The organism is Pandoraea sp. (genome assembly GCF_004297875.1).
GTDB lineage: Bacteria > Pseudomonadota > Gammaproteobacteria > Burkholderiales > Burkholderiaceae > Pandoraea.
Map to the genome: position 1 here is coordinate 20684 of NZ_SCSK01000006.1, position 22803 is coordinate 43486.

The 22803-nt window shown below is 64.9% G+C and carries 20 protein-coding genes and 1 pseudogene; 7 read left to right on the forward strand and 14 right to left on the reverse strand.

Features of this window, described 5'->3' with window-relative positions:
• Window positions 1–77 precede the first annotated feature (77 nt).
• From EPN80_RS02370 to EPN80_RS02390, 5 genes and pseudogenes are all read right to left on the reverse strand, one after another.
• Window positions 78–1133: a type II asparaginase gene (locus EPN80_RS02370; protein ID WP_293023216.1), complete on the reverse strand. Its 1056-nt coding sequence runs from the start codon at window positions 1131–1133 to the stop codon at window positions 78–80.
• Window positions 1134–1296: 163 nt separating this feature from the next.
• Complete coding sequence (locus EPN80_RS02375; protein WP_293023218.1) at window positions 1297–2118, reverse strand: amino acid ABC transporter ATP-binding protein; 822 nt, start codon at window positions 2116–2118, stop codon at window positions 1297–1299.
• Window positions 2111–2974: an amino acid ABC transporter permease gene (locus EPN80_RS02380; RefSeq protein ID WP_293023220.1), complete on the reverse strand. Its 864-nt coding sequence runs from the start codon at window positions 2972–2974 to the stop codon at window positions 2111–2113. The genes EPN80_RS02375 and EPN80_RS02380 overlap by 8 nt, the downstream gene beginning before the upstream one ends.
• A 30-nt stretch (window positions 2975–3004) precedes the next feature.
• Window positions 3005–3847, reverse strand: a complete 843-nt coding sequence (locus tag EPN80_RS02385; RefSeq protein ID WP_293023222.1) for an ABC transporter substrate-binding protein — start codon at window positions 3845–3847, stop codon at window positions 3005–3007.
• A gap of 172 nt (window positions 3848–4019) precedes the next feature.
• A pseudogene (locus EPN80_RS02390) lies at window positions 4020–4133 on the reverse strand (AraC family transcriptional regulator); the annotation flags it as partial.
• 379 nt (window positions 4134–4512) lie between these two features.
• On the opposite strand from EPN80_RS02390, the gene EPN80_RS02395 reads away from it, so the two are divergent.
• The 4 genes from EPN80_RS02395 to EPN80_RS02410 all read left to right on the forward strand — a co-directional run bounded on the left by EPN80_RS02395 (window position 4513) and on the right by EPN80_RS02410 (window position 9121).
• Window positions 4513–4692, forward strand: coding sequence for a carboxymuconolactone decarboxylase family protein (locus EPN80_RS02395; protein WP_293023223.1), 180 nt, complete (start codon window positions 4513–4515; stop codon window positions 4690–4692).
• A 192-nt stretch (window positions 4693–4884) separates the two neighbouring features.
• Window positions 4885–6180 (forward strand): amino acid permease, encoded by a 1296-nt coding sequence (locus tag EPN80_RS02400; protein WP_293023225.1) that lies wholly within the window; start codon window positions 4885–4887, stop codon window positions 6178–6180.
• A complete protein-coding gene (locus EPN80_RS02405) occupies window positions 6177–7613 on the forward strand; it encodes a DHA2 family efflux MFS transporter permease subunit (RefSeq protein ID WP_293023227.1) in 1437 nt (478 codons plus the stop codon). The genes EPN80_RS02400 and EPN80_RS02405 overlap by 4 nt, the downstream gene beginning before the upstream one ends.
• 86 nt (window positions 7614–7699) lie before the next feature.
• A complete protein-coding gene (locus EPN80_RS02410; protein WP_293023229.1) occupies window positions 7700–9121 on the forward strand; it encodes an MFS transporter in 1422 nt (473 codons plus the stop codon).
• A gap of 12 nt (window positions 9122–9133) precedes the next feature.
• Here EPN80_RS02410 and EPN80_RS02415 read toward each other — a convergent pair whose 3' ends face one another.
• The 3 genes from EPN80_RS02415 to EPN80_RS02425 form a co-directional block, all read right to left on the reverse strand.
• A complete protein-coding gene (locus EPN80_RS02415) occupies window positions 9134–9883 on the reverse strand; it encodes a DUF4336 domain-containing protein (protein ID WP_293023231.1) in 750 nt (249 codons plus the stop codon).
• Between the two features lie 52 nt (window positions 9884–9935).
• Window positions 9936–10559: a LysE family translocator gene (locus EPN80_RS02420; protein ID WP_293023233.1), complete on the reverse strand. Its 624-nt coding sequence runs from the start codon at window positions 10557–10559 to the stop codon at window positions 9936–9938.
• Between the two features lie 80 nt (window positions 10560–10639).
• Window positions 10640–12082, reverse strand: coding sequence for an MFS transporter (locus EPN80_RS02425; RefSeq protein ID WP_293023235.1), 1443 nt, complete (start codon window positions 12080–12082; stop codon window positions 10640–10642).
• 158 nt (window positions 12083–12240) lie between these two features.
• On the opposite strand from EPN80_RS02425, the gene EPN80_RS02430 reads away from it, so the two are divergent.
• Complete coding sequence (locus tag EPN80_RS02430) at window positions 12241–12921, forward strand: helix-turn-helix transcriptional regulator (protein WP_293023237.1); 681 nt, start codon at window positions 12241–12243, stop codon at window positions 12919–12921.
• Window positions 12922–12952: 31 nt separating this feature from the next.
• Here the strand turns inward: EPN80_RS02430 and EPN80_RS02435 are convergent, their stop codons facing one another.
• On the reverse strand, window positions 12953–14272 hold the full coding sequence (locus EPN80_RS02435) for a nitrate/sulfonate/bicarbonate ABC transporter ATP-binding protein (protein WP_293023238.1): 1320 nt from the start codon (window positions 14270–14272) through the stop codon (window positions 12953–12955).
• Window positions 14273–14283: 11 nt separating this feature from the next.
• Entirely contained in the window at window positions 14284–16041 is a 1758-nt protein-coding gene (locus tag EPN80_RS02440) for an ABC transporter permease subunit (protein WP_293023240.1), read from the reverse strand.
• A 390-nt stretch (window positions 16042–16431) separates the two neighbouring features.
• Between EPN80_RS02440 and EPN80_RS02445 the strand changes: the two genes are divergently transcribed.
• Window positions 16432–16848 carry a helix-turn-helix domain-containing protein gene (locus tag EPN80_RS02445; protein ID WP_293023241.1) on the forward strand — a complete coding sequence of 139 codons (417 nt, stop codon included), beginning with the start codon at window positions 16432–16434 and terminating at the stop codon, window positions 16846–16848.
• Between the two features lie 47 nt (window positions 16849–16895).
• On the opposite strand, the gene EPN80_RS02450 is transcribed toward EPN80_RS02445, so the two are convergent.
• The 4 genes from EPN80_RS02450 to hmpA all read right to left on the reverse strand — a co-directional run bounded on the left by EPN80_RS02450 (window position 16896) and on the right by hmpA (window position 21051).
• The gene (locus tag EPN80_RS02450; protein WP_293023244.1) at window positions 16896–18044 is read right to left on the reverse strand and encodes an FAD-dependent oxidoreductase; all 1149 of its coding nucleotides are present in this window, start codon (window positions 18042–18044) and stop codon (window positions 16896–16898) included.
• Window positions 18045–18050: 6 nt separating this feature from the next.
• Window positions 18051–18218: a rubredoxin gene (locus tag EPN80_RS02455; RefSeq protein ID WP_293023247.1), complete on the reverse strand. Its 168-nt coding sequence runs from the start codon at window positions 18216–18218 to the stop codon at window positions 18051–18053.
• Window positions 18219–18234: 16 nt separating this feature from the next.
• Entirely contained in the window at window positions 18235–19416 is a 1182-nt protein-coding gene (locus EPN80_RS02460; protein WP_293023250.1) for an HPP family protein, read from the reverse strand.
• Window positions 19417–19836: 420 nt separating this feature from the next.
• Window positions 19837–21051, reverse strand: a complete 1215-nt coding sequence (gene hmpA, locus EPN80_RS02465; protein WP_293023828.1) for an NO-inducible flavohemoprotein — start codon at window positions 21049–21051, stop codon at window positions 19837–19839.
• A gap of 309 nt (window positions 21052–21360) precedes the next feature.
• On the opposite strand from hmpA, the gene EPN80_RS02470 reads away from it, so the two are divergent.
• Entirely contained in the window at window positions 21361–22719 is a 1359-nt protein-coding gene (locus EPN80_RS02470) for a nitrate/nitrite transporter (RefSeq protein ID WP_293023252.1), read from the forward strand.
• Window positions 22720–22803 lie beyond the last annotated feature (84 nt).

Consider the following 22803-nt stretch of genomic DNA (forward strand, 5'->3'; position numbering starts at 1 on the left):
TAGCCTCGGCGTGGCCCTGCGTCGGCCGCCACGAAAACGATCCGGGCGTCCGCCAGCCTGGAAGCGATCACGCTGTTTCAGCAAGTATCGAAATAGCGCTGAATCGCGCGAAAATCGCTGGTTCGGGTCAGCGCCAGCATCAACAGGATGCGAGCCTTTTGCGGGTTGAGCGAGTTCGCCGCGACGGTTTGCAACGCTTCATCTTCGGACAGCGGCGTCACAGTGCCATCGCCCACACGGCTCGCCCTGACCACGCGCACGCCGTGTTGCCGCGCTTCAAGGGCGCCGGCGCGCGCGGCCACGGACAGGCTGCCATTGCCGGTCGCCGCCAGCACGATGCCGCGTGCGCCGGCCGCGATGGCCGACTGATAAAAATGCGAGCGCGCACTTTGGTGGTCGTAGATGATGTCCACGAGCGGCAGGTCGTCGATCTGCCCGACCGAAAAATCGGTAGCCGTCGTGTGCGAGAGCAGTGGCGCGCATAGGAAGCGAACCACGCCGGCACTGACTTCGCCAAGCGCGCCATACTCCGGTGTGCGAAACGCGTCGGTACCGGTCGTATGCCGCTTCGCCGCATGGCGGGCAGCGACAATGCGATCATTGAGCAGCACTAGCACGCCCTTGTTCCGTGCCGCCGGCGCGGTTGCCACCAGTACCGCATTGTAGAGATTGAGCGGCCCGTCGGCGCTTAGCGCAGAAGCCGGGCGCATGGCGCCGACCAGCACCACGGGTTTGTTCGACTTGAGTACCAGATTGAGAAAATAGGCGGTCTCTTCCAGCGTGTCGGTACCGTGCGTGAGCACCACGCCATCGATCTCGGGGTCGTCGAGCACCGCGTTCACCCGCCGGGCGATGCTCAGCAGCATCGCATTGTCGATGTCGTGACTGGCGATATTGAACAGCTGTTCGCCGGAAATCGATGCAATCTCCCCGAGTTGCGGCACCGCGCTCAATACTTCGCCCAGCGTGGCGGTCACATCGTAGTCATGCAGTTGCGTCGCGCTGCCGCCGGAGGATGCGATCGTTCCACCGGTACCGAGCACGGCGATGCGCGGCAGGCCCGCGCGATGCGCCGCCGTGCCGGCAACGCGCCGAGTTCCTTGCGCAACAGTGGAAGACGTGTGTGCTTTCATGATCGTACGGTCTCTCGAAGTCAAGCCAGACGCAAAAGGCGCTCATCGCGCCGCGGCGCCTTTTCGACTTTTTCCCACCCAGGGTCAACAGCAATGCAACCGCAACACTCGCGCCGACCCGCCGATCGTCAGATGCAATGCCAAGGGACGCCCGCGCGTCGGCTCAGTCCTGCGCCTGCCGTGCCCCGATGATCCGCGACAGAAAGGTCCGGGTGCGTTCGTGCCGGGGCCGCGCCAGCACTTCGGCCGGCGGACCCTGTTCGAGGATGACACCGTCGGCCATGAAGGCCACCCGATCGCATACGTCCCGCGCAAAGGCGATCTCATGGGTGACCACGATCATCGTCATGCCGTCGTCGGCGAGTCCGCGCATGACGGCGAGCACTTCGTCGACCAGTTCCGGATCGAGCGCCGAAGTCGGCTCGTCGAACAGCATCAGTTTGGGCCGCATCGCCAGCGCCCGGGCAATTGCCACGCGCTGCTGCTGCCCGCCCGACAAGTGGCCGGGATAGGCCTGTGCCTTGCCCGCCAGACCGACCCGCTCGAGCAGCGCCATGGCACGCTCCACCGCCTGCGCGCGCGGCTCGCGCTTGACCTGCAGCGGTGCTTCGATCACATTTTGTAGCACCGTCAAGTGCGGGAACAAATTGAAGCGCTGGAACACCATGCCGATCTGCGCGCGCTGCCGGCACACATCATGCTCCGGCATTTCATGCAGGCGGCCACCGCGCTCCCGATAGCCGACGAGCTGGCCATCGACATAAATGCGGCCGGCGTCAATCTGCTCCAAATGATTGATGCAACGAAGAAGCGTGCTCTTGCCGGAGCCGGACGCTCCGATAAGCGCCAGCACCTCGCCGGCGGCCACCTCGAGATCGACGCCCCTGATCACCTCCTCACGGCCATAGCGCTTGCGCACGCGCTGCACCCTTACCATCGGTTCGGCCGATACCGATGCGGCGTCGAGGGCGTTTGGGCTAGGCATGAACGGCATGGCTCGCGCGGCCCAGGCGCCGCTCCAGGAAGAATTGCGCGACGCTGGTCACCGTGGTCAGCACCAGGTACCAGAACGTGGCGACCAGCATCAGCTCGATGGTGCGCAAGTTCGCCGAAGAAATATTCTGGGCCTGCGTGAGCAAATCGCCGCCGGCGATTACCGACACCAGCGAGGTGGCCTTGAGCAGCGAAATGAATTGATTGGCCGCCGGCGGGATAATCACACGCAAGGCCTGGGGCAGGATGATGCGGCGCATGGCCATCATGCGCGACATGCCCAGCGCCTGCGCCGCGCTGTGCTGTCCCTGATCGACGCTGATGATGCCGGCGCGCACCACCTCCGACATGTAGGCTGCCTCGTTCAGGCCCAGCGCGATTACCGACGCCACGAATGGCGTGAGGATCGCATTGGTGCTGAACGGCCCGATATGCTCGAACAGCAACGCCAGATTACCCCACAGCAGAATCTGCACCAGCAGCGGCGTGCCGCGCAGCAGCCACGAATAGAAGCCACTGCTCAGCCGCAACACCGGGCTGGGCGACAGGCGCATCACCGCCAGCACCGTGCCCAGCAGCACGCCGATGAGCTCGGCGAGCAGCGCCAGCTCGATGGTCACGGTCAGGCCCGTCAGGATCGCCGGCGCGAACTGATACCTGGCGATCGCCGCGTGATCGATCTTCGGATTGGTGCCGATCGACCACGCCAGCCAGGCCAGCACCGCAAACACCAGCACGCTGGTCGCGCGACGCCAGGGGTGGCGCAGCGGCACCACCCGCAGCGCGTCGTCGGCATGTCCGGCATGCGCCCCGCCACCCGTCGCGTCAGTTCGTCCTGCCTGTGTCATCGGCTCGATCCCCGCCCGGTATCGCCCCGGCTACATCGCAAGGTTGTGTCCGCCGTTGATCGTGGCCGATTTCACGGCACCGCCCTCGACTCCATACTTCTTCAGGATGCTCAGGTAGGTGCCGTTCTTGATGAGTGTGTCGAGCCCCTTTTGCAGCGCATCGCGCAGCGCCGGGTCGGACTTCGCCACGCCGATGCCCAGCGGCACGGGTTGATACTCCTGCCCCTGCACCACGTCGAAAATCTTGCCGCCGCCTGCCGTCTTCGCCAGATAAACCATCACCGGCGAATTACCGAAGAAGGTCGCCACGTGGCCGGTTTGCACCTGCAGGCGGGCATCGGACGGCTGCGCATACTGCAAATTGGTGATCAGCGGTTTGCCGTGCGCCTTGCACTGGGCGTCGGCCTGATCGACCAGCTGCACCTGGGTTGAGCCCTGCACCGTCGACACTGTCTTGCCGCACAGGCTCGCCAGGTCCGTCACGTGATCGGGATTGCCTTTCCTGACCAGCAGCTTGGTGCCCAAATTGAAGAAATCGACAAAATCGAGACGCTGCTCGCGCTCCGGCGTGTCGTTCATCACGGTGAACGTGATGTCGATACGCTTGGCCTCCATGGCCGGCAGCAGGCCGCTGAACGGGATCGCCGTGAGTTCGATGGGCCGGCCGACCTGCTTGCCCAGGGCGGCCGCCAGATCGACGATGACCCCTTGCAACGTGGTGCCGTCCGACGCGTACGACACCATCGGCGGGCTGTTGGTGATGGTGCCGGCCTTGATCGGCTCGGCCGCGCCGGCAGTGCCGACAGTCATAGCGCTCGCGCCCAGCAGCACGGGCAGCAGGCAAACAAGCGAGAAACGACGCAGGGGGCTCATCCAGTCTCCTTGATATTTCGTTGTTTTGTACTGGCAGCGATTCTCGCATCGCGGGGGAGTGGGGTCAATGCGCGCACCTTACCGTCGGCAGCTGCGGTCCGACACCGTCGAGGTGTCGCTTGATGAAGCGCCCGCCGAGCGCCGACAAATTCCGTCGCCGGCACGACATGCACTAATTCTCGGGCACCCTATGGCACTTGCGATATGCCGCCGGGGTGACGCCGACGTGTTTGGCGAAGGTTCGCCGCAGCGTATCCACGCTGGCGAAGCCGCATTTGTCGGCGACGCAACCGAACACTGCCATGCTGGCCAAGCGCTCGGGCATTAAAAACTCCTGGTTTCAATTGATTCAACTGTCTGCCAGTTTATCAATCAGCAAGCCCTCACGATACTTGAGCCGTGTGCCGGGTTCGTACTGCCCGGCCCCTTCGTCCGAACGCAGGAATACTTCCGGGAGCGCATATGTCTGCACCAAATCCTTTACGCCGCCGCGGTCTCGAATTACTCGCCCAATTGCATGGCGGACACGCCGGCGAGGCAATGGTCGCCGAAATGCAGGACGTTTGCCCCGCCTTTGCGGATATGACGATCGACTGGGCCATCGGCGCGATCATGGACCGGCCCGGTCTTGATCTGGTCACGCGAGAACTGGTCCTGGTCGCCTCTTGCGGGACGCTTGGCTATGCGACGCCTCAACTGCGGGCGATGCCGAGGCGGCTCTGCAGATCGGCGCGACACGCGAGCAGATCGTAGAGACAGTGTTGCAGCTCACGTTCTATGCTGGCGGACCGGCCGTGCGCAACGCGCTGATTGTTCTCAAGGAGGTGTTTGCGCAAACGACGTGAGCCGCCCGGCACAGAGGCCCCGACACAAGGCTGGCACCGTCCGGCCACCGGCACGGAGCGACATCGGCAACCATCGGCAAATTGCGCTACGATCTGCCATTCGCCGCGTGCCGACGATATTCCGAACAAGATGATTCGCATAGCGATGCTTTTGCGCGTCACGATGCGGCACCGCACCATCGAGCGTTTTTCATGGCACAGCCTGTACAGTCTGAGATCCATTTCCACGGCGGCGGACGCCTGACCGTCCTGCAGGGCGCCGCCCTATATATCGGTGCGGTGCTCGGCACGGGCGTCATCGCGTTGCCCGCGCTGGCGGCGCAGGCCGCCGGGCCGGCATCGCTGCTGGCGTGGTTTGCGCTGGTGCTGCTGTCGGTGCCGCTGGCCGCGACCTTCGCGGCGCTCGGCTCGCGCTATCCCGATGCCGGCGGAGTCTCCACTTACGTGCGCCGCGCCTTCGGCCCGCGTGCGGCCGCAGTCGTCGGCTGGTGTTTCTTTTTCGCGATTCCGGCCGGCGCGCCGGCCGCAGCAACCTTTGCCGGCGCTTATGTGGCGGCCGCCATCGGCGGCGGCACGCATACCGTGATCGTCACAGCGGCGGCGATGATCGCGCTGGTGGTGCTGATCAATGCGTTCGGCGTCACCATCTCGGGCAAGCTGCAACTGCTGCTGGCGGCGCTGCTGGTGGCCCTGCTGCTGGCGGCGGTGCTCTTCTCGGCGCCGCACGCCGATCCTCGCAACCTGCATCCGTTCGCACCGCACGGCTGGCTGGCGGTCGGCTCGGCGGCCGCCTTGCTGGTCTGGAGCTTCGCCGGATGGGAAGCGATCACGCACCTGGCCGCCGAATTCCAGCAGCCGGCTCGCGACATGCCGCGCGCAGCCGCTATCGCGGTGGTGGTGGTCGGGCTGCTCTATCTGGCGGTGGCTGGTGCCACGATTCTGGTGTTGGGCAGCGCGGCAGGCACGACGCGCGCGCCGTTGGCCGAGTTGCTGGCGATTGGCGTCGGCGGCAAGGTTCAGGTACTGGCGGCGGCCGCCGCGCTGCTGCTCACGCTCGGCACCATGAATGCGTATTTTGCCGGGGCCGCCAAGCTGGGCGCGGCGCTCGGTCGCGATGGCGCGCTGCCGGCGTGGCTGGCCGAGGGCAGTAGCGCCGGCGAAGTGCCGCGTCGCAGCCTGGCGGTGATTGCCTGTCTATCGATCGGAGCGCTCGCGGCGACGGCGCTGGCCAACGTCGGCGCCAAACCGTTGGTATTGCTGACCACCGGCTCGTTCGTCACGGTCTACGCGCTCGGCACGGCCGCCGCACTGCGTCTGCTCGAACGTGGCAGTTGGGCGCACCGTTGTGCGCTGGTGGCGCTGGTGGCCGACGCGGCCCTGCTGATCATGACGGGCTGGTACCTGATCTGGCCAGTGATCGTCACGCTGTGTGCGCTGCTCTATCAGCGCCTGCAGCACGTGCGCTCGGGGAGGAGCCCCGCCGCATGAACGCTCCTTTGTCGGCCAGCCGCATCCGCTGGTTGCCGTATATCGTCGCGGCGACGTTTTTCATGGAGTACCTCGACACCACGGTGATCGCCACCGCCTTGCCGCAGATGGCGCGCTCATTCGGCGTCGGCCCGAATGCGCTGAGTCTGGGCATGACGGCCTATATGCTCGCCCTGGCGATCTTCATTCCGATCAGCGGATGGGTCGCGGACCGCTATGGCTCGCGCACGGTGTTTGCCGCCGCGATCGTGGGATTCACGCTTTCCTCGGTGCTGTGCGGAATGTCGAACAGCGTGCTGCAATTCACCGCGGCCCGCGTGCTGCAGGGCATCGGCGGGGCGATGATGGTGCCGGTCGGGCGCCTCGTCGTCGTGCGCATTACCGACAAGAGTCGCTTGATGCAGGCCATCGCGACCATTACCTGGCCGGGCATCGTCGCCCCGGTGGTGGGCCCGCCGATTGGCGGATTCATCACCACCTACGCGTCGTGGCGCTGGATCTTCCTGCTCAATGTGCCGTTCGGACTGGCCGCGCTGGCCGCCGTGGCCGCGCTGGTGCCGAATCTGCACGGCTCCCAGCGCAAACCGCTCGATCTTATCGGCTTGCTGCTGAGCGGCACCTCGCTGACCGCCATTCTGTATGGCGCCGAGCTGGCGAGCCAACCGGCCACCGACCCGTGGGTGGCGGCCGGCTGCGTGGGCGCCGGCATAGCGCTCGGCGCGCTGGCATTGCGCTATGCGGCGCGCCAACGCCATCCGCTGATCGATTTCACTACGCTGAGAATTCCGACGTTTTCCGTGACGGTGGTCACCGGGTCGATCACCCGCATCGGCATCGGCGCGATCCCGTATCTGATGCCGCTGCTGTTCCAGATCGGCTTTGGACTCTCGGCCTTCAAGTCGGGCTTGCTGCTGCTGGCCAGCGCACTGGGCAATCTCAGCATGAAGGCGCTCACGACCGCCATCCTGCAGCGCTTCGGCTTTCGTCGGGTGTGCATCGTCGACGTGGTGGTGGCGGCGGCATCGATCGTGGCCTGCGGCATGCTCACGCCGCACTCGCCCCTGGCGTGGGTGCTGGTAGTCATCTTTGTTTACGGTCTGGCGCGCTCGATGCAGTTTTCGACCCTCGCCACGCTCGCTTATGCCGATGTCGACGCCGAGCGAATGAGCGCCGCCAGCACGCTCTGGAGTGCCGCCGCGCAAATGACGATCGGGCTGGGCATCGCTTTCGGTGCTGTCGCGCTGCGCGTGGCGGCGGCCTTGAACCAAGAGGACGGCGTGCACAGCGGCCTGCATTTTTCGCTGGCCGACTTCCGGCTGGCGTTTCTGTTTGCCGGCCTGCTCACGCTGGCCTCCCTGGCCGGCTATCTGCGCATGGCGCACGATGCCGGTCAAAGCGTGGGCGGCGGCTCGCGCCGGCGCGGCGCGTCATAGCCACTTGCTCACGAAACTGGTGCAGCCGGCCGAGCACGGTGCGATAATCGCGACTTTGCTGGCGCCATTCCATTCCCCCGATCGCCATGTCGTCGCCCGTCCCCAAGGCCTTGCTGGTCCCGTTGATCGTTGCGTGCGCACTGTTCATGGAGAGCGTCGACGCCAACGTGATCGTCACGGCCCTGCCGGCGATGGCGCGGGACTTTGGGCGCGACCCCGTCTCGCTCAAGATCGCTGTGACCAGCTATGTGGTCGGGCTGGGCGTGTTCATTCCGATTTGCGGCTGGGTCGCCGACCGCTTCGGCGCCCGCACCGTGTTTCGCACTGCGATCGGTATCTTCGTGCTGGGCTCCCTGCTGTGCGCCGCGTCGAATTCGCTGTTCACCTTTACGCTGGCGCGCTTCGTGCAGGGTATCGGCGGCGCGATGATGGTGCCGGTCGGACGTATCATCATTTTCCGCGCAGTGCCCAAATCCGAATTCATCCGCGCGATGAACTACCTGAGCGTGCCGGCCCTGCTGGGCCCGGCCGTGGGGCCTCTGCTGGGAGGCTTTATCACCACTTATCTGCACTGGCGCCTGATCTTTTTCATCAACGTGCCGATCGGCATTGGCGGCATTTACCTGACCAACCGCCATATCGCCAATCTGCAGGAACCCCACCCGGGACCCATCGACTGGTTTGGCTTTATGCTCTCGGCCGGCGGCGGCGCCCTTTTCCTGCTGGGTCTGTCGCTGGTCGGCGGCGAACTCGCCTCGGGCCGCACCGCGCTGCTGACGTGGCTGCTCGGCACCGGGCTGCTGGTCGTTTACTGGTTCTACGCCAACCGCGTCAAACTGCCGGTGCTCGATTTGCGGTTCCTGCGCATCCCGACGTTTCAGGCCAGCGTGCTGGGCGGCTCACTGTTTCGCATGGGGCTGGGTGCCGTGCCGTTCCTGCTGCCGCTCACGCTGCAAGAGGGACTCGGCATGACAGCCTTTCGCTCGGGGCTGATCACTTGCGCGTCCGCCTTTGGCGGTATGTTCATGAAGGCCATCGCCTCACCGCTGCTGCGCCGTTACGGCTTTCGCTCGGTCCTGACGATCAACGCGGCATTCTCCGGCATCGCAATCGCCGCCTGCGGCCTGTTTTTCCCCGGCACGCCGCATTGGGCGATCTGGTGCGTGGTGCTGCTCGGCGGCTTTTTCCCTGCACTGCAATTCACCAGCCTGAACTCGCTCGCCTATGCCGACATCGAGAGCCGCGATGTCGGACGGGCCACCAGCCTGGCCAGCGTGATCCAGCAAATCTCGCTGGGGCTGGGGGTGACCATTGCCGGCATCGCCGTACAGGCCAGCAGCGTGCTGCAAGGGCATGAGACGGCGCGCTGGTCGGATTTCTGGCCGGCGTTCCTGCTGGTCGGGCTGTTCTCGTTCGGCTCGATCCCGGTGACCTCGCGCCTGCCGGCCAACGCCGGCGACGAAATCGCGCGCGGCACCAACGCACCGTCGGTCAGCGGCGGACATTAGCGCCTGCCCGCGCTAGTCGAGCACCCAGTCAAATGCTCGGCGCAGTTCGGCCGCGCCATGACCTTCATACCAGCGGCCGTGCGCCAAAATGATGCGCTCGGGATCCCACGCGATCATTTGCTCGACGGCCGCGCGCAGTTGCCGCTTATGCTTCGCGAACGTCATGCGCATATCGCGCGGCATGCGCCCGTCGGGATCGAGCACGCCGCCCACGCGCATAAGCCAGCGCATGAGGCCCGAGCCGACCTTGGCCGGCTCGAAGTTCTCGATCAAGTCGGTCAGCACCAGCGTGCGGCTCGCCCGGTGGAAAAATTCGACTTCAGTCATATAACCGCCAACCACCGGCAGCGTCGCCAGTTCGGTGTCCCACGGATAGCCGTCGACGCGCTCGAGCGGCAGGCAATCGAAAGCGATGTGTGCGCCGGCCTGCTCGCGCGCACGTGGCGCCAAATACACGCTGGCCGCGGGAAAGGCGACGTGCCAGTCCGGTATCCACCAGTAATGGATGCGATTGGGGCCGACGATCCAGCGCGGGCTGCCGAGTTGCCCGACGGCTGCCTGCAGTTCGGGCGTCAGTGCGGTCGGCGAATGAATGAACAGGTCGCCTCCGGCCAGCCGGATCACCGTCATGCGGGTCGGAAACGGCACTTTGAGACCGGCGATCCCAAAGCGGATCGCCGGGCCGTCGACAATCCACAGATGCTCCGCGATCGGCTTGAGGGTATTGAGCGGCGAGTAGGTTACCAGGGCGTCGCTGGACATCGAATGACTCCTTTTCCGGGCCGCGGCCTCGGATCCGACTGGCAATGCGCGCTCACCGGGAGCGCAGCGCCAAGGTCAAAGCGCCGGCGCCCACCAGCACCGCACCGCCGGCGTAGCCGATCTGGCGTTGCGCGGCGGCGCCGCTCAGCCCGCTGGCCAAACGCCGCGCCAGCAAGCCGAACACGGCGGCGTTGAGCGCGGCCAGCATGACGAAAGTCACCAGGAAAACGACGGCCTGCATCAAAAAGGAGCCTTCGGGCGAGATGAACTGCGGCACAAAGGCCACGAAAAAAACGATGCTCTTGGGGTTGAGCGACGTCACCGCCCAGGCCGCGACGAAACGCTGCGACGGCGACTTTTCGACGGCGGCAAGCGGGGCCCGGTGCGCGTGGCGAGCGCCCCATATCGATTTCAGCCCCAAATAGACCAGATAGCAGCCGCCAACGATCTTCAGTGCGGTAAAGGCGTTGGCCGACGCCGCCAGCAAGGCACCCGCGCCGCCCAGTGACAGGCTCATTGCGGTCAAATCGCCCGCGGCCACGCCGGCGACCGTGCTCCACGACGAACGGCCGCGATTGGTCAGTGAATCGCCGATCACCAGCAGAATCGTCGGCCCGGGAATCATCAATAGAATGAGGCTTGCACCCGCGAATGCGAGCCAGATGTGCATGGTCATGGGAGCCTTTTGGTGGGGTGGATAAAGCAATAGTCATCCATATTCAGGCCAGGCAGTCAAGCGTGACGCTCGCCTCACGCTCACGACGGCTGCCGCACCAGCGCATTGCGCTCGATTTTCCACGACGCCACCAGCGCTCCGGCGAGCTCGACGCAGCCGCCGCCGCGAAAAGCCAGCGCGTAGCCCGCCGGCCACCCATGCACTCCCGCGGCCTGCATCATGTGCGCCGCAGCGACGGCGCCCAGCACCGCCACGCCCAGCGTCGCGCCCACCATTCGCGCAGTGTTGATCAGGCCGGCGGCCGTGCCGGTGCGCTCCGCCGGCACGCTGCTCACGGCAACCGACATCACCGGACCGGTGTTGAGCCCCAGGCCGATGCCCGGCAGCAGCAACAGGGCCATCAGCCCGGCCAGCGGCAACGCGCCGCCGGTCTCGCCTCCCGCCCAACTCAAGGCCAGCAGGCCCGCCCCCATCAGGCTCATGCCCGCGCTCATCGCCGCGCGCGGTCCGAGCGCATGCGCGAGCGAGCCGACATAGCGTGACACGATCAGAAACGACAGCGACATCGGCAGCATCGCCAGCCCGGCCTCGAGGGCACTCAGGCCGTAACTCGACTGCAGCAGCAGCGGCAACAGAAAAATCAAGCCATACATGCCGAACGTCATGGCCGCGGCAATTATCATCGCGGCGGAAAACGACGCATTGCGAAACAAGGCCAGCGGCATCAGCCCGTCGCCGCAGCGAATCTGCCAGCCGATGAAGGCGGGCGTGGCCAGCATAGCCACGGCGATCGCGGCGCGCATGATGAGCGCGTGCGGGCCGGTCACAGGCCATTGAATCACCGCGAAGGCCAGCGCCGCGAGAGCCGCCGCGGCAAGGATCTGCCCCGGCAAGTCGAGCTTGCGTTGCGGCGCGCCGCGCGTGGCCGGCACGTGCTGCCTGGCCATCCACCCTGCGAGGCCGGCCAATGGCAGGATCAGCGCGAAGATGCTGCGCCAGCCGGCACTGTCGACCAGCATGCCGCCGATCGTCGGGCCGAGCGCGAAGGCCAGGCCGTTGCAGCCGGCCCACACGCCGATGGCCTGCGAGCGGGCTTTGGCTTCAGGATAGGTGTCGGCCAGAATCGCCAGCGAGTTGGGCAGCATCACCGCCGCGCCGACGCCGGCGACTGCGCGGCCGGCGAGCAACCAGCCGATCGCGGGCGCCAGACTGCACATGGCCGAGCCGAGCGCGAACAGCGCCACGCCGGCGAGGAACAGCCGGCGTCTGCCGAACAGGTCGCCGAGCGCGCCGCCGCTCAGCAGTAGCGTGGCATACGCGAGGTTGTAGGCATCGATGACCCACTGCAGTTGCGACAGCGAAGCATGCAGATCCTGGCCGATTTGCCGTGCGGCCAGATTGACGACCGAGGTGTCGATTTGTGCCATCAGCACGCCCAGACACATCGTGATCAGTATCGAGCGACGACGGCGCGCGATCGCTTGCGCGGTGGACGCGGATGCGGGGGTGGAACGGAAAATCATGGTTCAGGCTCTCGGAGTCGATATGAGCCAGTGTGCGACGCGCGGGCCGCGCCGGGTTTCAGCGCCGGCTGAAGCATCGACGTTTCATTGCGCGATGAATCGTCATGGCATACGCTGCGGCACAATAGACCTTATCGACAACCGCCAGGAGCATCGTCATGACCGGTGTCCCCCATGCCGAAGCCCGCGCTATTGCCGCCTTGCTGGGCGATGCCACGCGCCTGACCATTCTGTGGGCGCTGCTCGACGGCAAGGCCAAGACCGCCACCGAGTTGGCGTGGGCCGCCAACGCGTCGGCACAAAATGCCAGCATGCATTTGCGCAAGCTGCTCGATGCGGGCCTGCTGCACGTGATCGAACAGGGCCGGCACCGCTATTTCACGCTGGCCAGCCCGCGCGTTGCGATGGCCGTCGAGTCGTTCGCCGCGCTCGGCGCCATGAGTACCGAGGCCCGCGAGGTGCGGTCGAGCACGCCCGACACGATGCGTTTCGCGCGCACTTGCTATGACCATCTTGCCGGCGCGCTGGCGATCGATTTGCTGGGTGGATTGACGCGCCAGGGCTTGCTTGCCGAGACCGATCGGGAATTCTCGCTGACGCCGGCCGGAGAGCTCTGGTGCATCCAACAGGGTATCGATGCCAGAGCGCTGCGCCGCAGGCGACGGGCCTTCGCGCCCAAATGCCTGGACTGGAGCGAGCGCAAGCCGCATATGGCAGGCAGCCTGGGCGCCGCGCTGCTCGATCATTTGTTGGAGCGCAAGTATGTCGAGCGCACGCGCGAGCATCGCGTGCTGCGCCTGACGCCTGTCGGCGCCCAGGCATTGCGTGCGTTGCTATGAGACGCCGGGCGAGACGACCGCCCGGCCGGCTTCAGCTGACAACGTCGTCCAGGCTGAACATTTCGGTCTGGTCGTCGTACGAGAAGATCTCGGCGTAACGGCCCCAGTTGATGACCGCGTCAAGCGTGTCGTCGGCCGCGCTGTCGGAGAGAAAGTCCTCCAGCTCCTGCTTGAAGCGCACGCGCGGCGCGCGGCGCCCAGGACGCTCGTTGAGCACCTGCTTGATGCGTGCGGCCAGCGGCACCGAGCGCAGCAGGTGATCGGCAAACAGCATCTTGCGTTCCTGTGTGCCGTGTTCGGCGAAGATGCGGCCGGCCGGCGTGAGCTTGATATCCCCCTCGCGCACCTCGGCGAAGCCGACCGTCTGCAGGAATTCGGCGACCGGAAAAAGATCGTCGACCTCGAAGTGCAGGCTGCGGGCGATTTCCGGCAAGTCGGCATTGCCGTTGTAGGGTGCCGAGGCGACCGTCTCGATCAGGCCGGCCATCAGGTTGGTCGAGACCGGCGCCAGGCGGCTGCCCAGCTCCAAAGCGGCCCGACGCGCGGCATCGAACGACTGGCGCGCAGTCATGCGCGTGTAAATGTCGTCGACCATCTGGCGAAAACCCGGGTCGAGCCGGTTGCGCGGATGCGGGAACGGCACGGTGATTTCGGCCATGATCCTGCCGGGGTTGGACGACAGCACGAGAATGCGGTCGCACATGAAAACGGCTTCCTCGATGTTGTGCGTGACGATCAGGACCGACTTGATCGGCAGCTTGCGCTCGTTCCACAAGTCGAGCAGATCGGTACGCAGCGTCTCGGCGGTGAGCACGTCGAGCGCCGAGAACGGCTCGTCCATCAGCAGAATGTTGGGGTCGACCACCAGCGCGCGGGCAAACCCGACGCGTTGCCGCATGCCGCCCGACATTTCGCGCGGATAGGCGTTTTCGAACCCGTCCAGGCCAATCAGGTCGATTGCCGCCAAGGCGCGCGCGCGCCGCTCGCGCGGCGGGACATCGAGCGCCTCGAGCCCGGCTTCGACGTTCTCCAGCACGGTCAGCCAGGGAAACAGGGCGAAAGTCTGGAACACCATTGCCACGCCCTGCGCCGGGCCATCGAGCGGCTTGCCGTGGTACAGGACCTCGCCGCTGGTCGGCTGGATCAATCCGGCGATGATGCGCAACAGGGTCGATTTGCCGGAGCCCGAGCGCCCCAGAAGCCCGACGATCTCGCCTTCGCGCAATGTCAGGTTGGCATCGTCGAGCACCAGCAGCGTGCCCTGCGCCTTGCTGAAGCCGCGCTGGACATTCTTGACCGACAGGATTTCCGGCCCCAGCAAGGGTTTGGCGGCGGCATTAGGGTTGTACACGAAAAGACTCCTTAATCGAGGCGCAGGCGATTTTCCGCGAAAGCGTACAGCGGACGCCACAGCAGGCGATTGAATAAGGTCACGAACAGCGACATGACGATGATGCCCAGAACGATATGCGCGTAGTCTCCGGCTGCCGTGGTCTGCGCGATATAGGCCCCGAGCCCGTGGGCAGCGACGCTGGTGTTGCCCCACGACACGGCTTCGGCCACGATGCTGGCGTTCCACGCGCCGCCCGAGGCGGTGATGGCTCCCGTCACGTAATACGGGAAAATACCCGGCAGCATGATTTGGCGCCACCACTGCCAGCCGCGAATGCGCAGGTTGGTGGCTGCCTCGCGCAAATCGTTGGGAAACGCCGACGCGCCGGCCACGACGTTGAACAGGATGTACCACTGCGTGCCCAGCACAATCAGCGGACTGAGCCAGATGTCGGGGTTAAGGTGAAAATGCACGATCACCACGACGAACACCGGGAATAGCAGGTTGGCCGGAAACGCCGCGAGGAACTGGGCCAACGGCTGGACTTTTTGCGCCAGCGCCGGGCGCAGGCCGATGATCACGCCGATAGGTACCCACACCAGCGAGGCCAGCGCGATCAACAGCGTCACGCGCAACAGCGTAATCGCGCCCAGCAGCACGACGTAGCCGATGTCGCCCCAGGTCACGCTGCGGCTCATGTAGGAGATCACCCACCCCGCGACGGCCACGGTAAGCGCCAACGCGACGCCGCCCCACAGGAAATCGCCGGCGCGCCGGTTGCCGAGGATGCCGGGCAGCGGCGCGCGCCATGGCGCGCTTGGGCGACCGCCCTGCACCGCGCGCCAGCGCAGCCGCATGAAACGCTGCCAGAGCGCGCCGAATGGCCGCAGAATGAACTGGATCAGGCGCGTGCGACGCACCAGGTTGAGCACCCACGATTCCGGCTCGTCCTGTGCGCTGGTCTGATCCATGCGGAACTTGTCGGTCCAGGCCACCAGCGGGCGGAAAAGCAATTGGTCGTAAAGCAAAATGACTACGACCATCGTCACGATGACCCAACCGATGGCGTGCAGATTGCGCTCGGCGATGGCCTGCGCCAGGTATGAGCCGACCCCCGGCAGCGTGATGGTGTTGTTGCCGACAGTGATGGCCTCGGAAGCGACTACGAAGAACCAGCCGCCGGACATGCTCATCATCATGTTCCACACGAGCCCGGGCATCGAAAACGGCACGTCGAGCTTCCAGAACCGTTGCCAGGCGCTCAGGTGGAAACTGCGCGCGACCTCATCCAGATCGCGCGGCACGGTGCGCAGCGACTGATAGAAGCTGAACGTCATGTTCCATGCCTGACTGGTGAAAATCGCGAAAATCGCCGCGCACTCGGCGCCGACCACCCGGCCAGGGAAGAGCGCCAGGAAGAACGTCACGGTAAACGAGATATAGCCGAGCACCGGCACCGACTGCAGGATATCGAGGATCGGCACCAGCACTTTTTCGGCACGCCGGTTCTTGGCCGCGAGGGTACCGTAGGTCAGCGTGAATATCAGCGAGACGGCCATCGCAGTCAGCATGCGCAGGATGGTGCGCAACGCATACCACGGCAGCTCGGCCGGATCGAGCGAAATCGCCGAGGCCTGCAGCTTTGACAACGGCTCCCAGGTCTGATGTACGCCGATGCCGACCAGCGCGATCAGGCCAATAATGAGCGGAAAGGCGACGAAATCCCAGCGATTGGGCAGCAATCGCCGGGCCGATGCATTCAGCTGCAAGCTCAGTTGGAAGCGCATCTTCAGTCTGGGAAAGGGGTTGGGGCGGCACGGTGCGCCAAAGCGTTGCCGCGACACTACTACAAGTCTGTGACAGTCACAATCGCTCGCCCGATCGGGCTGGCGCAAGGGCTATATGATACTTTCCCCAACCCCTTGTTGACCGATTCCCGTTATTTTTATTGCTTGCGGCCCCGCACGAAACCCTGTGGCGCGGCCGCGCGGCTCTCTGGCGAAGCCCTCCGCGCATGCGCCCGGCACCCCCGCTGCCGCTGCCGAAATGAACGGTCCAGGCGGATATCAAAGCGCAAATTCCTCTCGTCACCCGGCTGTTTTTCCGGCCTCGCCGCGGTTTGCTGCCGTTGCCAGGCGTTACACTGTCGCGGCCAATAACATCCTTATGAGCCCGATATGACTCACCCCCCCCAGTCCGATTTGCGCAAACAGGATTTCGAGGCGCTCTCCGAATTCCGCTATCAATTGCGCAGTTTTTTGCGTTTTAGCGAAAACGCTGCGCATCGTGCCGGCATCACGCCCCAGCAATATTTATTGCTGCTCCACATCAAAGGATTCCCCGGGCGCGAGTGGGCCACCGTCGGCGAACTGGCCGAGCGCCTGCAATCGCAGCACCACAGTGCCGTGGCGCTGGTTTCGCGCTGCGAGAAGCTGAAGTTGGTCAAGCGCAAGCCCAGCGCGCACGACCGGCGCCAGGTCGAAGTTCACTTGCTGCCGCGCGGCGAGCAATTTCTGTCTGCCCTGGCCGCGTTGCACCGCGCTGAGCTCAAAACCCTCGACGGCACCTTCAAGGTGCCGCGCATCAACATGTGAGCGGCCCAACGGGGTGATTTCGCGATCGGACAATGCCGGCCGGCGCCTCAGGCGTCCAACCGTTTCATCGCCTCGGCGCGCCGTTGCGTCGCCGCGCCGGTCAGCACAAAGCCGCGGATCTGGCCGACGGGTGTCGTGAACCACTGAACCACGCCACCTTCTGACGGTTCCGTGCTCCATGCCCCAGTTGTCGCCGGCGGCGGAGTCAGCACCACCACCGGATGGGCCGGGGTCTTGACGATCACCGGCATGGGCCCAAAGCGGATGGCGCTGGACGCGCCGGTCAGCGTTTGCGCCAACTGACGCGCCGCGAGCATGATCGGCTGCACGAAAGGCAGCACGCCCGCGCCGTATTCGGCGCAATCGCCGATGGCAAAGACGTCTCGCGCACTGGTTTGCCCGAATTCATCCACCAGAATGCCGCGCTTGACACCCAGGCCGCAAGCCCGTGCCAGACTGGTGCGTGGCCGTAAGCCGACGGCCGACAGCATCAGGTCGGCCTCGAGCATCCGGTCATCGGTCAATTTCAGGCAAAAGCCGCTCGCGACCCGCTCGATCGCGTTGACCGCGGCGCCCAGCCGCCACTGCACGCCGGCCGCCGCCAGGGCGTCGCACAGTGCCTGGCCTGCCGTCGGCGGAATCAAAGTGGCCAGCGGCAGTGGATTGGGATCGATGACGACCGGTGTGATGCCGGCGTGCAGCAAGTCATTGGCGAACTCGCATCCAATCAGGCCCGCGCCCATCACCGCCACGCGCCGCGCCGGCGCGAGCTGCGTCCGCCAGATGGCATAACCGGCCAAATCATTGACCGACAGGCAACAGGCCGCGCCATCGCCGGCGATCGGCAGGACGATAGGGTCAGCGCCCAGCGCCAACACCAATTTGCCATAGTCGAATGGCCCTTGCGACGTGAGGATGCGGCGACGCTCGAGGTCGAGCGCCGTGGTTTCGGTGTCGGCCACCAGCGTAAGCTCGAGCGAGCACGCCATTTCGCCCGCGGGCGTTCCAACCAGCATTGCGGCCGTTTTTTTCTGTGCGAGAGCCGTGGACAGCCCCGGCTTGTAATAGAAATCGCCGCGCTCCGCGGTCACCAGCAGTATGGGCACTTGCTTGTCGAGCTTGCGCACTTCGCGTGCCACGTTATATCCGGCCAGCCCGCTACCGATGATGACAATGGGCGCTTTCGCGGTCGCCATGTCCGCTCAGCCTTGCTCGACCATATCGAAATCGCTCTTGGTCGCGCCGCACTCCGGGCACGACCAGCTCGCTGGCACATCTTCCCAGCGCGTGCCGGGGGCCAGGCCCTCGTCGGGCAGGCCCAAGGCCTCGTCGTAGGTGAAACCGCATATCGAGCATTGCCAGGTTTTCATGGGGCGTCTCCTGGGCTCAGGCCGCGACGCGCTGCGGCGCCCGGGTATGACGATACATGCCTGCGATCAGATCCGCCTGCGTGATGATGCCAGCCAGTTGCCGGTTGGCATCGAGCACTGCGACGCATTGGCGATCCGATTGCGCAAACAGCGGCACCAACTCGGCGATCGATGCGCCGGCATCGATCGTGCCATGCTCGTCGGCGCGCGTCGCCGTCTGGCCGACCGTGCTAATGCCAACGGCAGCCTCCCGCCACGGCCGCAGCAAGACGGCAACGAGCATCGCCGCCCACCCGCCATGCCGCGTCTGTCGCAGATCCTCCAGCGCAACGCTGCCGATGACCCGGCGGCTCGCATCGATCACCGGCAGCACGGCAACCCCCTGCCCGTTCAAGAGGCGGCGCGCGCCATCCAGCGTGGCCGTGGCTGGCACAGGACGCATCCGACGCGACATGATGTCGCCACAGTTGAGCTCGCTGAAGGTACGCGCATAGGCCTGCCACTCGGTCTCGCGCAACAGGGCCTCCAGGTCGCCCGGATCGATGTCGAGCCATTCGGTGCGCCGACGCAGCACCGCTTCGACGTCGGCATGCGTGATGCCCGCGGCCACCGGCGCGTCGTCGGAGATCGCCGGATCAGCATGTTGGACGCCACCGTGCGGGTACCGATGTCCGGTGATGGCGTGATAAACCAGCGCGGACCCAAGCAGGGCGAAAGACTGCAGGGCAACCGGCGCCAGCACAAAGCCGTAGCCCATCGCATGGATCGACGGCCCGCCCAGCACGGCGGTCAGCGCCACGGCGCCCGAGGGCGGATGCAGGCAGCGCAGTATCGACATGAGGCCAATAGCCAGCGATACAGCCAGCGCCGCGGCGCCAAGCGGACTCGCAATCCATTGCGTACACGCAACCCCCACCACAGCGGATACGATATTTCCGCCGATGATAGACCACGGTTGCGCCAGCGGACTGGCGGGCGCGGCAAACAGCAATACGGTGGAGGCGCCCATCGGGGCGACCAGCATGGGAATCGTCGACGTCGAGCCGAGCAGGAAAGCCGTCGCGCCGCCGGTCAGTGCAATGCCCAGCAGCGCGCCAGCGCATGCACGCAGACGCTCCGGCCAACGCACGGCGACCTGACTCGGTACAAAGCCAAGCAACCAGCGCGTGATACCGCCATGGGGCTCGGGGTACGCCATGAACGAGGGCTCCTCCATTGTGATGCCGCGCCCTGCCGTTCGATGACATGCCGCGCGGCGAATCCGAGCTGGCATGATGGAAGTCTTTTTATATAATTAAAATTAAATTGTTGTTATTGTTTTCATAATGTTTTACTTATGCATTAAATAACGGCAAAGCGCCGGAATCGACGGAAGTTAGCCACTGTTGCATGTCGTGCGAATCCGTTCGGGAAGCAGGATCTGAGCGATCAGTCCGCAAGACATAGCCGATGAAAGGCACGAGCAACCAACCCGGCCGGAGGGGTAAGCAAAACCGAAGGAGGAGAATGCGCAAGGGGAGCGCGCGGCTCCCCTTGATTGATTGCCTGGCAGCGACCCGCGCGGCTATTCGGCGGGCAGGCCCGGTTGGATATGGGTGGATCAGCCTGGATCCGGCTCTTAGTTGCCCGACCCGAATACCTCCCAATGGATGCGCTCGGGATCCACACCGCGCGCCAGCAAACCATCACGCTGCGCCTGCATGAACGGCAACGGACCGCACAAATAGTAGTCGGCCCGCGGCATCAGCACCGCTTCGCCCAGCGCGTCGAGATCGACGAGACCGACGAAGTCGTGATCCCGCCCGAGCACATCCTGGGGCGTGACGGTTTCATAAAATACCGCACGCGTGACGTGCGGGCATTCCTCGACGATGCGGTTCAGGCGTGTCTTCATGGCATGCACCTGGCCGTCGCGGCAAGCGTGCACGAACAGCACGCGCCTCTCGCTGCCTTGCCAAACCAGCGCATTGAGCATCGACATCATTGGCGTGAGTCCCACGCCTCCGCTGATCATGACGACCGGTGTGTCGCGCGATTCGTCCAGGTAAAAATCACCGTACGGCGCGCTGACATGCAGTTCGTCCCCCTCATTGAGGTTGGCGTGCAGCTCGCTCGAGACCCATCCCGCCGGCCGCTGCCCAGCCGCGTCACCATCTTCACGCTTGACAGAAATGCGCAGCCAGCGGCCATGAGGAGCGTCCGACAAACTGTATTGGCGCGGCTGCTCCAGCTCGAGGCCGGGGATATGCCGCTTGACGCTGACGTACTGCCCGGGGCGAAACGTCGGCAAAGCGCTGCCGTCGGAAGCCACCAGATAAAACGACGTAATCTCGCTGCTCTCCCGTACTTTTCGCTCCACCTTCAGTTTGCGCCAGCCGCGCCAGCTGCCCGGCACAGCATCGTTTGCCTCGTACAAAGAGGCTTCCTGTGCGATCAATAGATCGGCCAGCTGTCCGTAAGCGGCCTTCCAGGCATCGAGAATGTCGTCGGTCGCGGCTTCGCCCAACACCTCCCGAATCGAGGCCAGCAGATGGGTGCCGACGATCGCATATTGCGCCGGCTCGATACCCAGGCTCACATGCTTGTGGGCGATGCGGGTCAACGCACTCTCCAGCACGCCCGGATTCGCGATGTTGCGCGCGTAGGCATAGACCGCGCCGGCCAGCGCGCGCTGCTGGTTGCCGCTGGCCTGATGCCCCTGATTGAAAAGGTTCTTCAATTCGGGGTGATGCGTGAACATGCGGCGATAAAAGTGCCGCGTAATGTCTTCGCCGTGAACTTCCAGTACGGGGACGGTTGCCTGCACGACGGCGATTTGCTCGGGAGTCATTATGGGTTCCTTTTGTTAATAGGCATCTTATATACATATTAAATGGAACATCATGCGCTTGTCCCTGTGACAGAGTGCCGCACCCTCGCCGCACAGGCCCGAATGACGTGGCTTTTCGGCATTTCTCGCAAATGCGACGCCAACTTTGATATTTGTCATGGCGCGATATAACTATCCCAGTAGTCTTTAAAAAAGCAAATTGCGATGCACCGGTGACATCGAGAACAACCTCGGGCACTGGCCACCAACCACAGCACAGAGGGGCTCACCGCCTCGGAAACATGTTCTGATTAGATATTCAGCGAGGAAGAAATGACGTCTTCATCCCCGGGCACTCATGACATTCATGGCAGTGCGAAACGCTCCCTGATCGGTGCGACGATCGGATTTTTCATCGGCTTCGGAGCGGTCTCGCTGTTCGGGCCCACCGCGCGCAGTTTCATCGAGGTCATGAAGCTCGGCCCATCGCAAGTCGGATTTCTGGTGGCGATGCCGATGCTTACCGGCTCGCTCCTGCGCATTCCGTTCGGCGCCTGGGTCGACCGCAACGGCGGCAAGCTGCCGTTCCTGGCGTTGCTGCTCACCTCGGTGGTCGGCATTGCCGGACTTTACTGGATGCTGCTGACCCTCTACCCGAACAACCTGACCCAGGCGCACTACCCGCTGCTGCTGTTTTTCGGCGCGCTGGGCGGGTGCGGCATAGCGACCTTCTCGGTGGGCATCGGGCAGGTTTCCTACTGGTTTCCGAAGTCCGGGCAGGGCAAGGCTCTGGCCATTTACGCCGGGCTGGGCAACACCTCGCCGGGGCTGGTCGCGATCCTGCTGCCGCTGATCATCTCCGCCGGCGGGTTGTGGGTCGGCTACCTCGTTTCGCTGGCCATCGTGCTCGCAGGCATCGTGCTGTATCTCTTCCTTGGCTTTAACGCACCATACTTCCAACTGCGCAGCCAACAGGGCCTGCCGGTGGCCGAAGCGCAGGCGCTGGCGAAAACGCACGGCCAGGAAATGTTCCCGGCAACCAGTGTGCTGCGCACCCTGCTCGATTCGGCGGCCAGCTGGCGTACCTGGCCGCTGGTGGCGCTGTATTTCACTTCCTTCGGTGGTTTCCTTGCGTTGACGGCCTGGCTGCCCACTTTCTGGACCACTTTCTACAAGGCGCCGGGCTGGGTCGCGGTAGCGCTGACTGCCGGTTTCTCGCTGTTCGCCTCCATCATTCGCGTGCCGGGCGGCAGTTGGTCAGATCGCTTCGGCGGCGAAAAGGTCGCGCTGATGTCGTACGCAACGCTGCTGGCGGGCGCCGTGCTGATGACAGTCTCGCAAAGCTTCTGGCTGACCGTGGCCGGTGAGTTCCTGGTCGGTGCCGGCATGGGTGTGGCCAACGCAGCGGTTTTCAAATTGGTACCGCATTACGTGCCGGATGCGGTTGGCGGCACGGCCGGTTGGGTCGGCGGACTTGGCGCGCTGGGCGGTTTCGTGATGCCGCCGATGCTGGGACGGATTGCGCAGTCGATGGGCGAAATCGGTTACGCGCGCGGCTACGCGATCTATATCGTCCTGGCCATCGCAAGCCTGGCACTGACATGCCTGCTTTACATCAAGCGCGACGGCGTCAAGCCGCGCCTGGCCGGCGGCACCGGTCAGGCGGCAGCCGGCTCGCGCGCTGGCCCATGAGCGGTCTCGCCAAATCCGGGCGACCGCTCCCTGCGGGCCGTGCGGCCCGCGAATCGACCGCCGCCCCTCTTTCACTTCACCCTG

Bases quoted from the DNA above. Each gene is read 5' to 3' on its own strand.
- EPN80_RS02445 (WP_293023241.1), top strand. From the start codon at position 16,432: ATGACTCACCCCCCCCAGTCCGATTTGCGCAAACAGGATTTCGAGGCG.
- EPN80_RS02410 (WP_293023229.1), top strand. From the start codon at position 7,700: ATGTCGTCGCCCGTCCCCAAGGCCTTGCTGGTCCCGTTGATCGTTGCG.
- EPN80_RS02400 (WP_293023225.1), top strand. From the start codon at position 4,885: ATGGCACAGCCTGTACAGTCTGAGATCCATTTCCACGGCGGCGGACGC.
- EPN80_RS02450 (WP_293023244.1), bottom strand. From the start codon at position 18,044: ATGGCGACCGCGAAAGCGCCCATTGTCATCATCGGTAGCGGGCTGGCC.
- EPN80_RS02425 (WP_293023235.1), bottom strand. From the start codon at position 12,082: ATGATTTTCCGTTCCACCCCCGCATCCGCGTCCACCGCGCAAGCGATC.
- EPN80_RS02440 (WP_293023240.1), bottom strand. From the start codon at position 16,041: ATGCGCTTCCAACTGAGCTTGCAGCTGAATGCATCGGCCCGGCGATTG.
- EPN80_RS02430 (WP_293023237.1), top strand. From the start codon at position 12,241: ATGACCGGTGTCCCCCATGCCGAAGCCCGCGCTATTGCCGCCTTGCTG.
- EPN80_RS02380 (WP_293023220.1), bottom strand. From the start codon at position 2,974: ATGACACAGGCAGGACGAACTGACGCGACGGGTGGCGGGGCGCATGCC.
- EPN80_RS02420 (WP_293023233.1), bottom strand. From the start codon at position 10,559: ATGACCATGCACATCTGGCTCGCATTCGCGGGTGCAAGCCTCATTCTA.
- EPN80_RS02405 (WP_293023227.1), top strand. From the start codon at position 6,177: ATGAACGCTCCTTTGTCGGCCAGCCGCATCCGCTGGTTGCCGTATATC.
- EPN80_RS02385 (WP_293023222.1), bottom strand. From the start codon at position 3,847: ATGAGCCCCCTGCGTCGTTTCTCGCTTGTTTGCCTGCTGCCCGTGCTG.
- EPN80_RS02460 (WP_293023250.1), bottom strand. From the start codon at position 19,416: ATGGCGTACCCCGAGCCCCATGGCGGTATCACGCGCTGGTTGCTTGGC.
- EPN80_RS02470 (WP_293023252.1), top strand. From the start codon at position 21,361: ATGACGTCTTCATCCCCGGGCACTCATGACATTCATGGCAGTGCGAAA.
- EPN80_RS02415 (WP_293023231.1), bottom strand. From the start codon at position 9,883: ATGTCCAGCGACGCCCTGGTAACCTACTCGCCGCTCAATACCCTCAAG.
- EPN80_RS02455 (WP_293023247.1), bottom strand. From the start codon at position 18,218: ATGAAAACCTGGCAATGCTCGATATGCGGTTTCACCTACGACGAGGCC.
- EPN80_RS02375 (WP_293023218.1), bottom strand. From the start codon at position 2,118: ATGCCTAGCCCAAACGCCCTCGACGCCGCATCGGTATCGGCCGAACCG.
- EPN80_RS02370 (WP_293023216.1), bottom strand. From the start codon at position 1,133: ATGAAAGCACACACGTCTTCCACTGTTGCGCAAGGAACTCGGCGCGTT.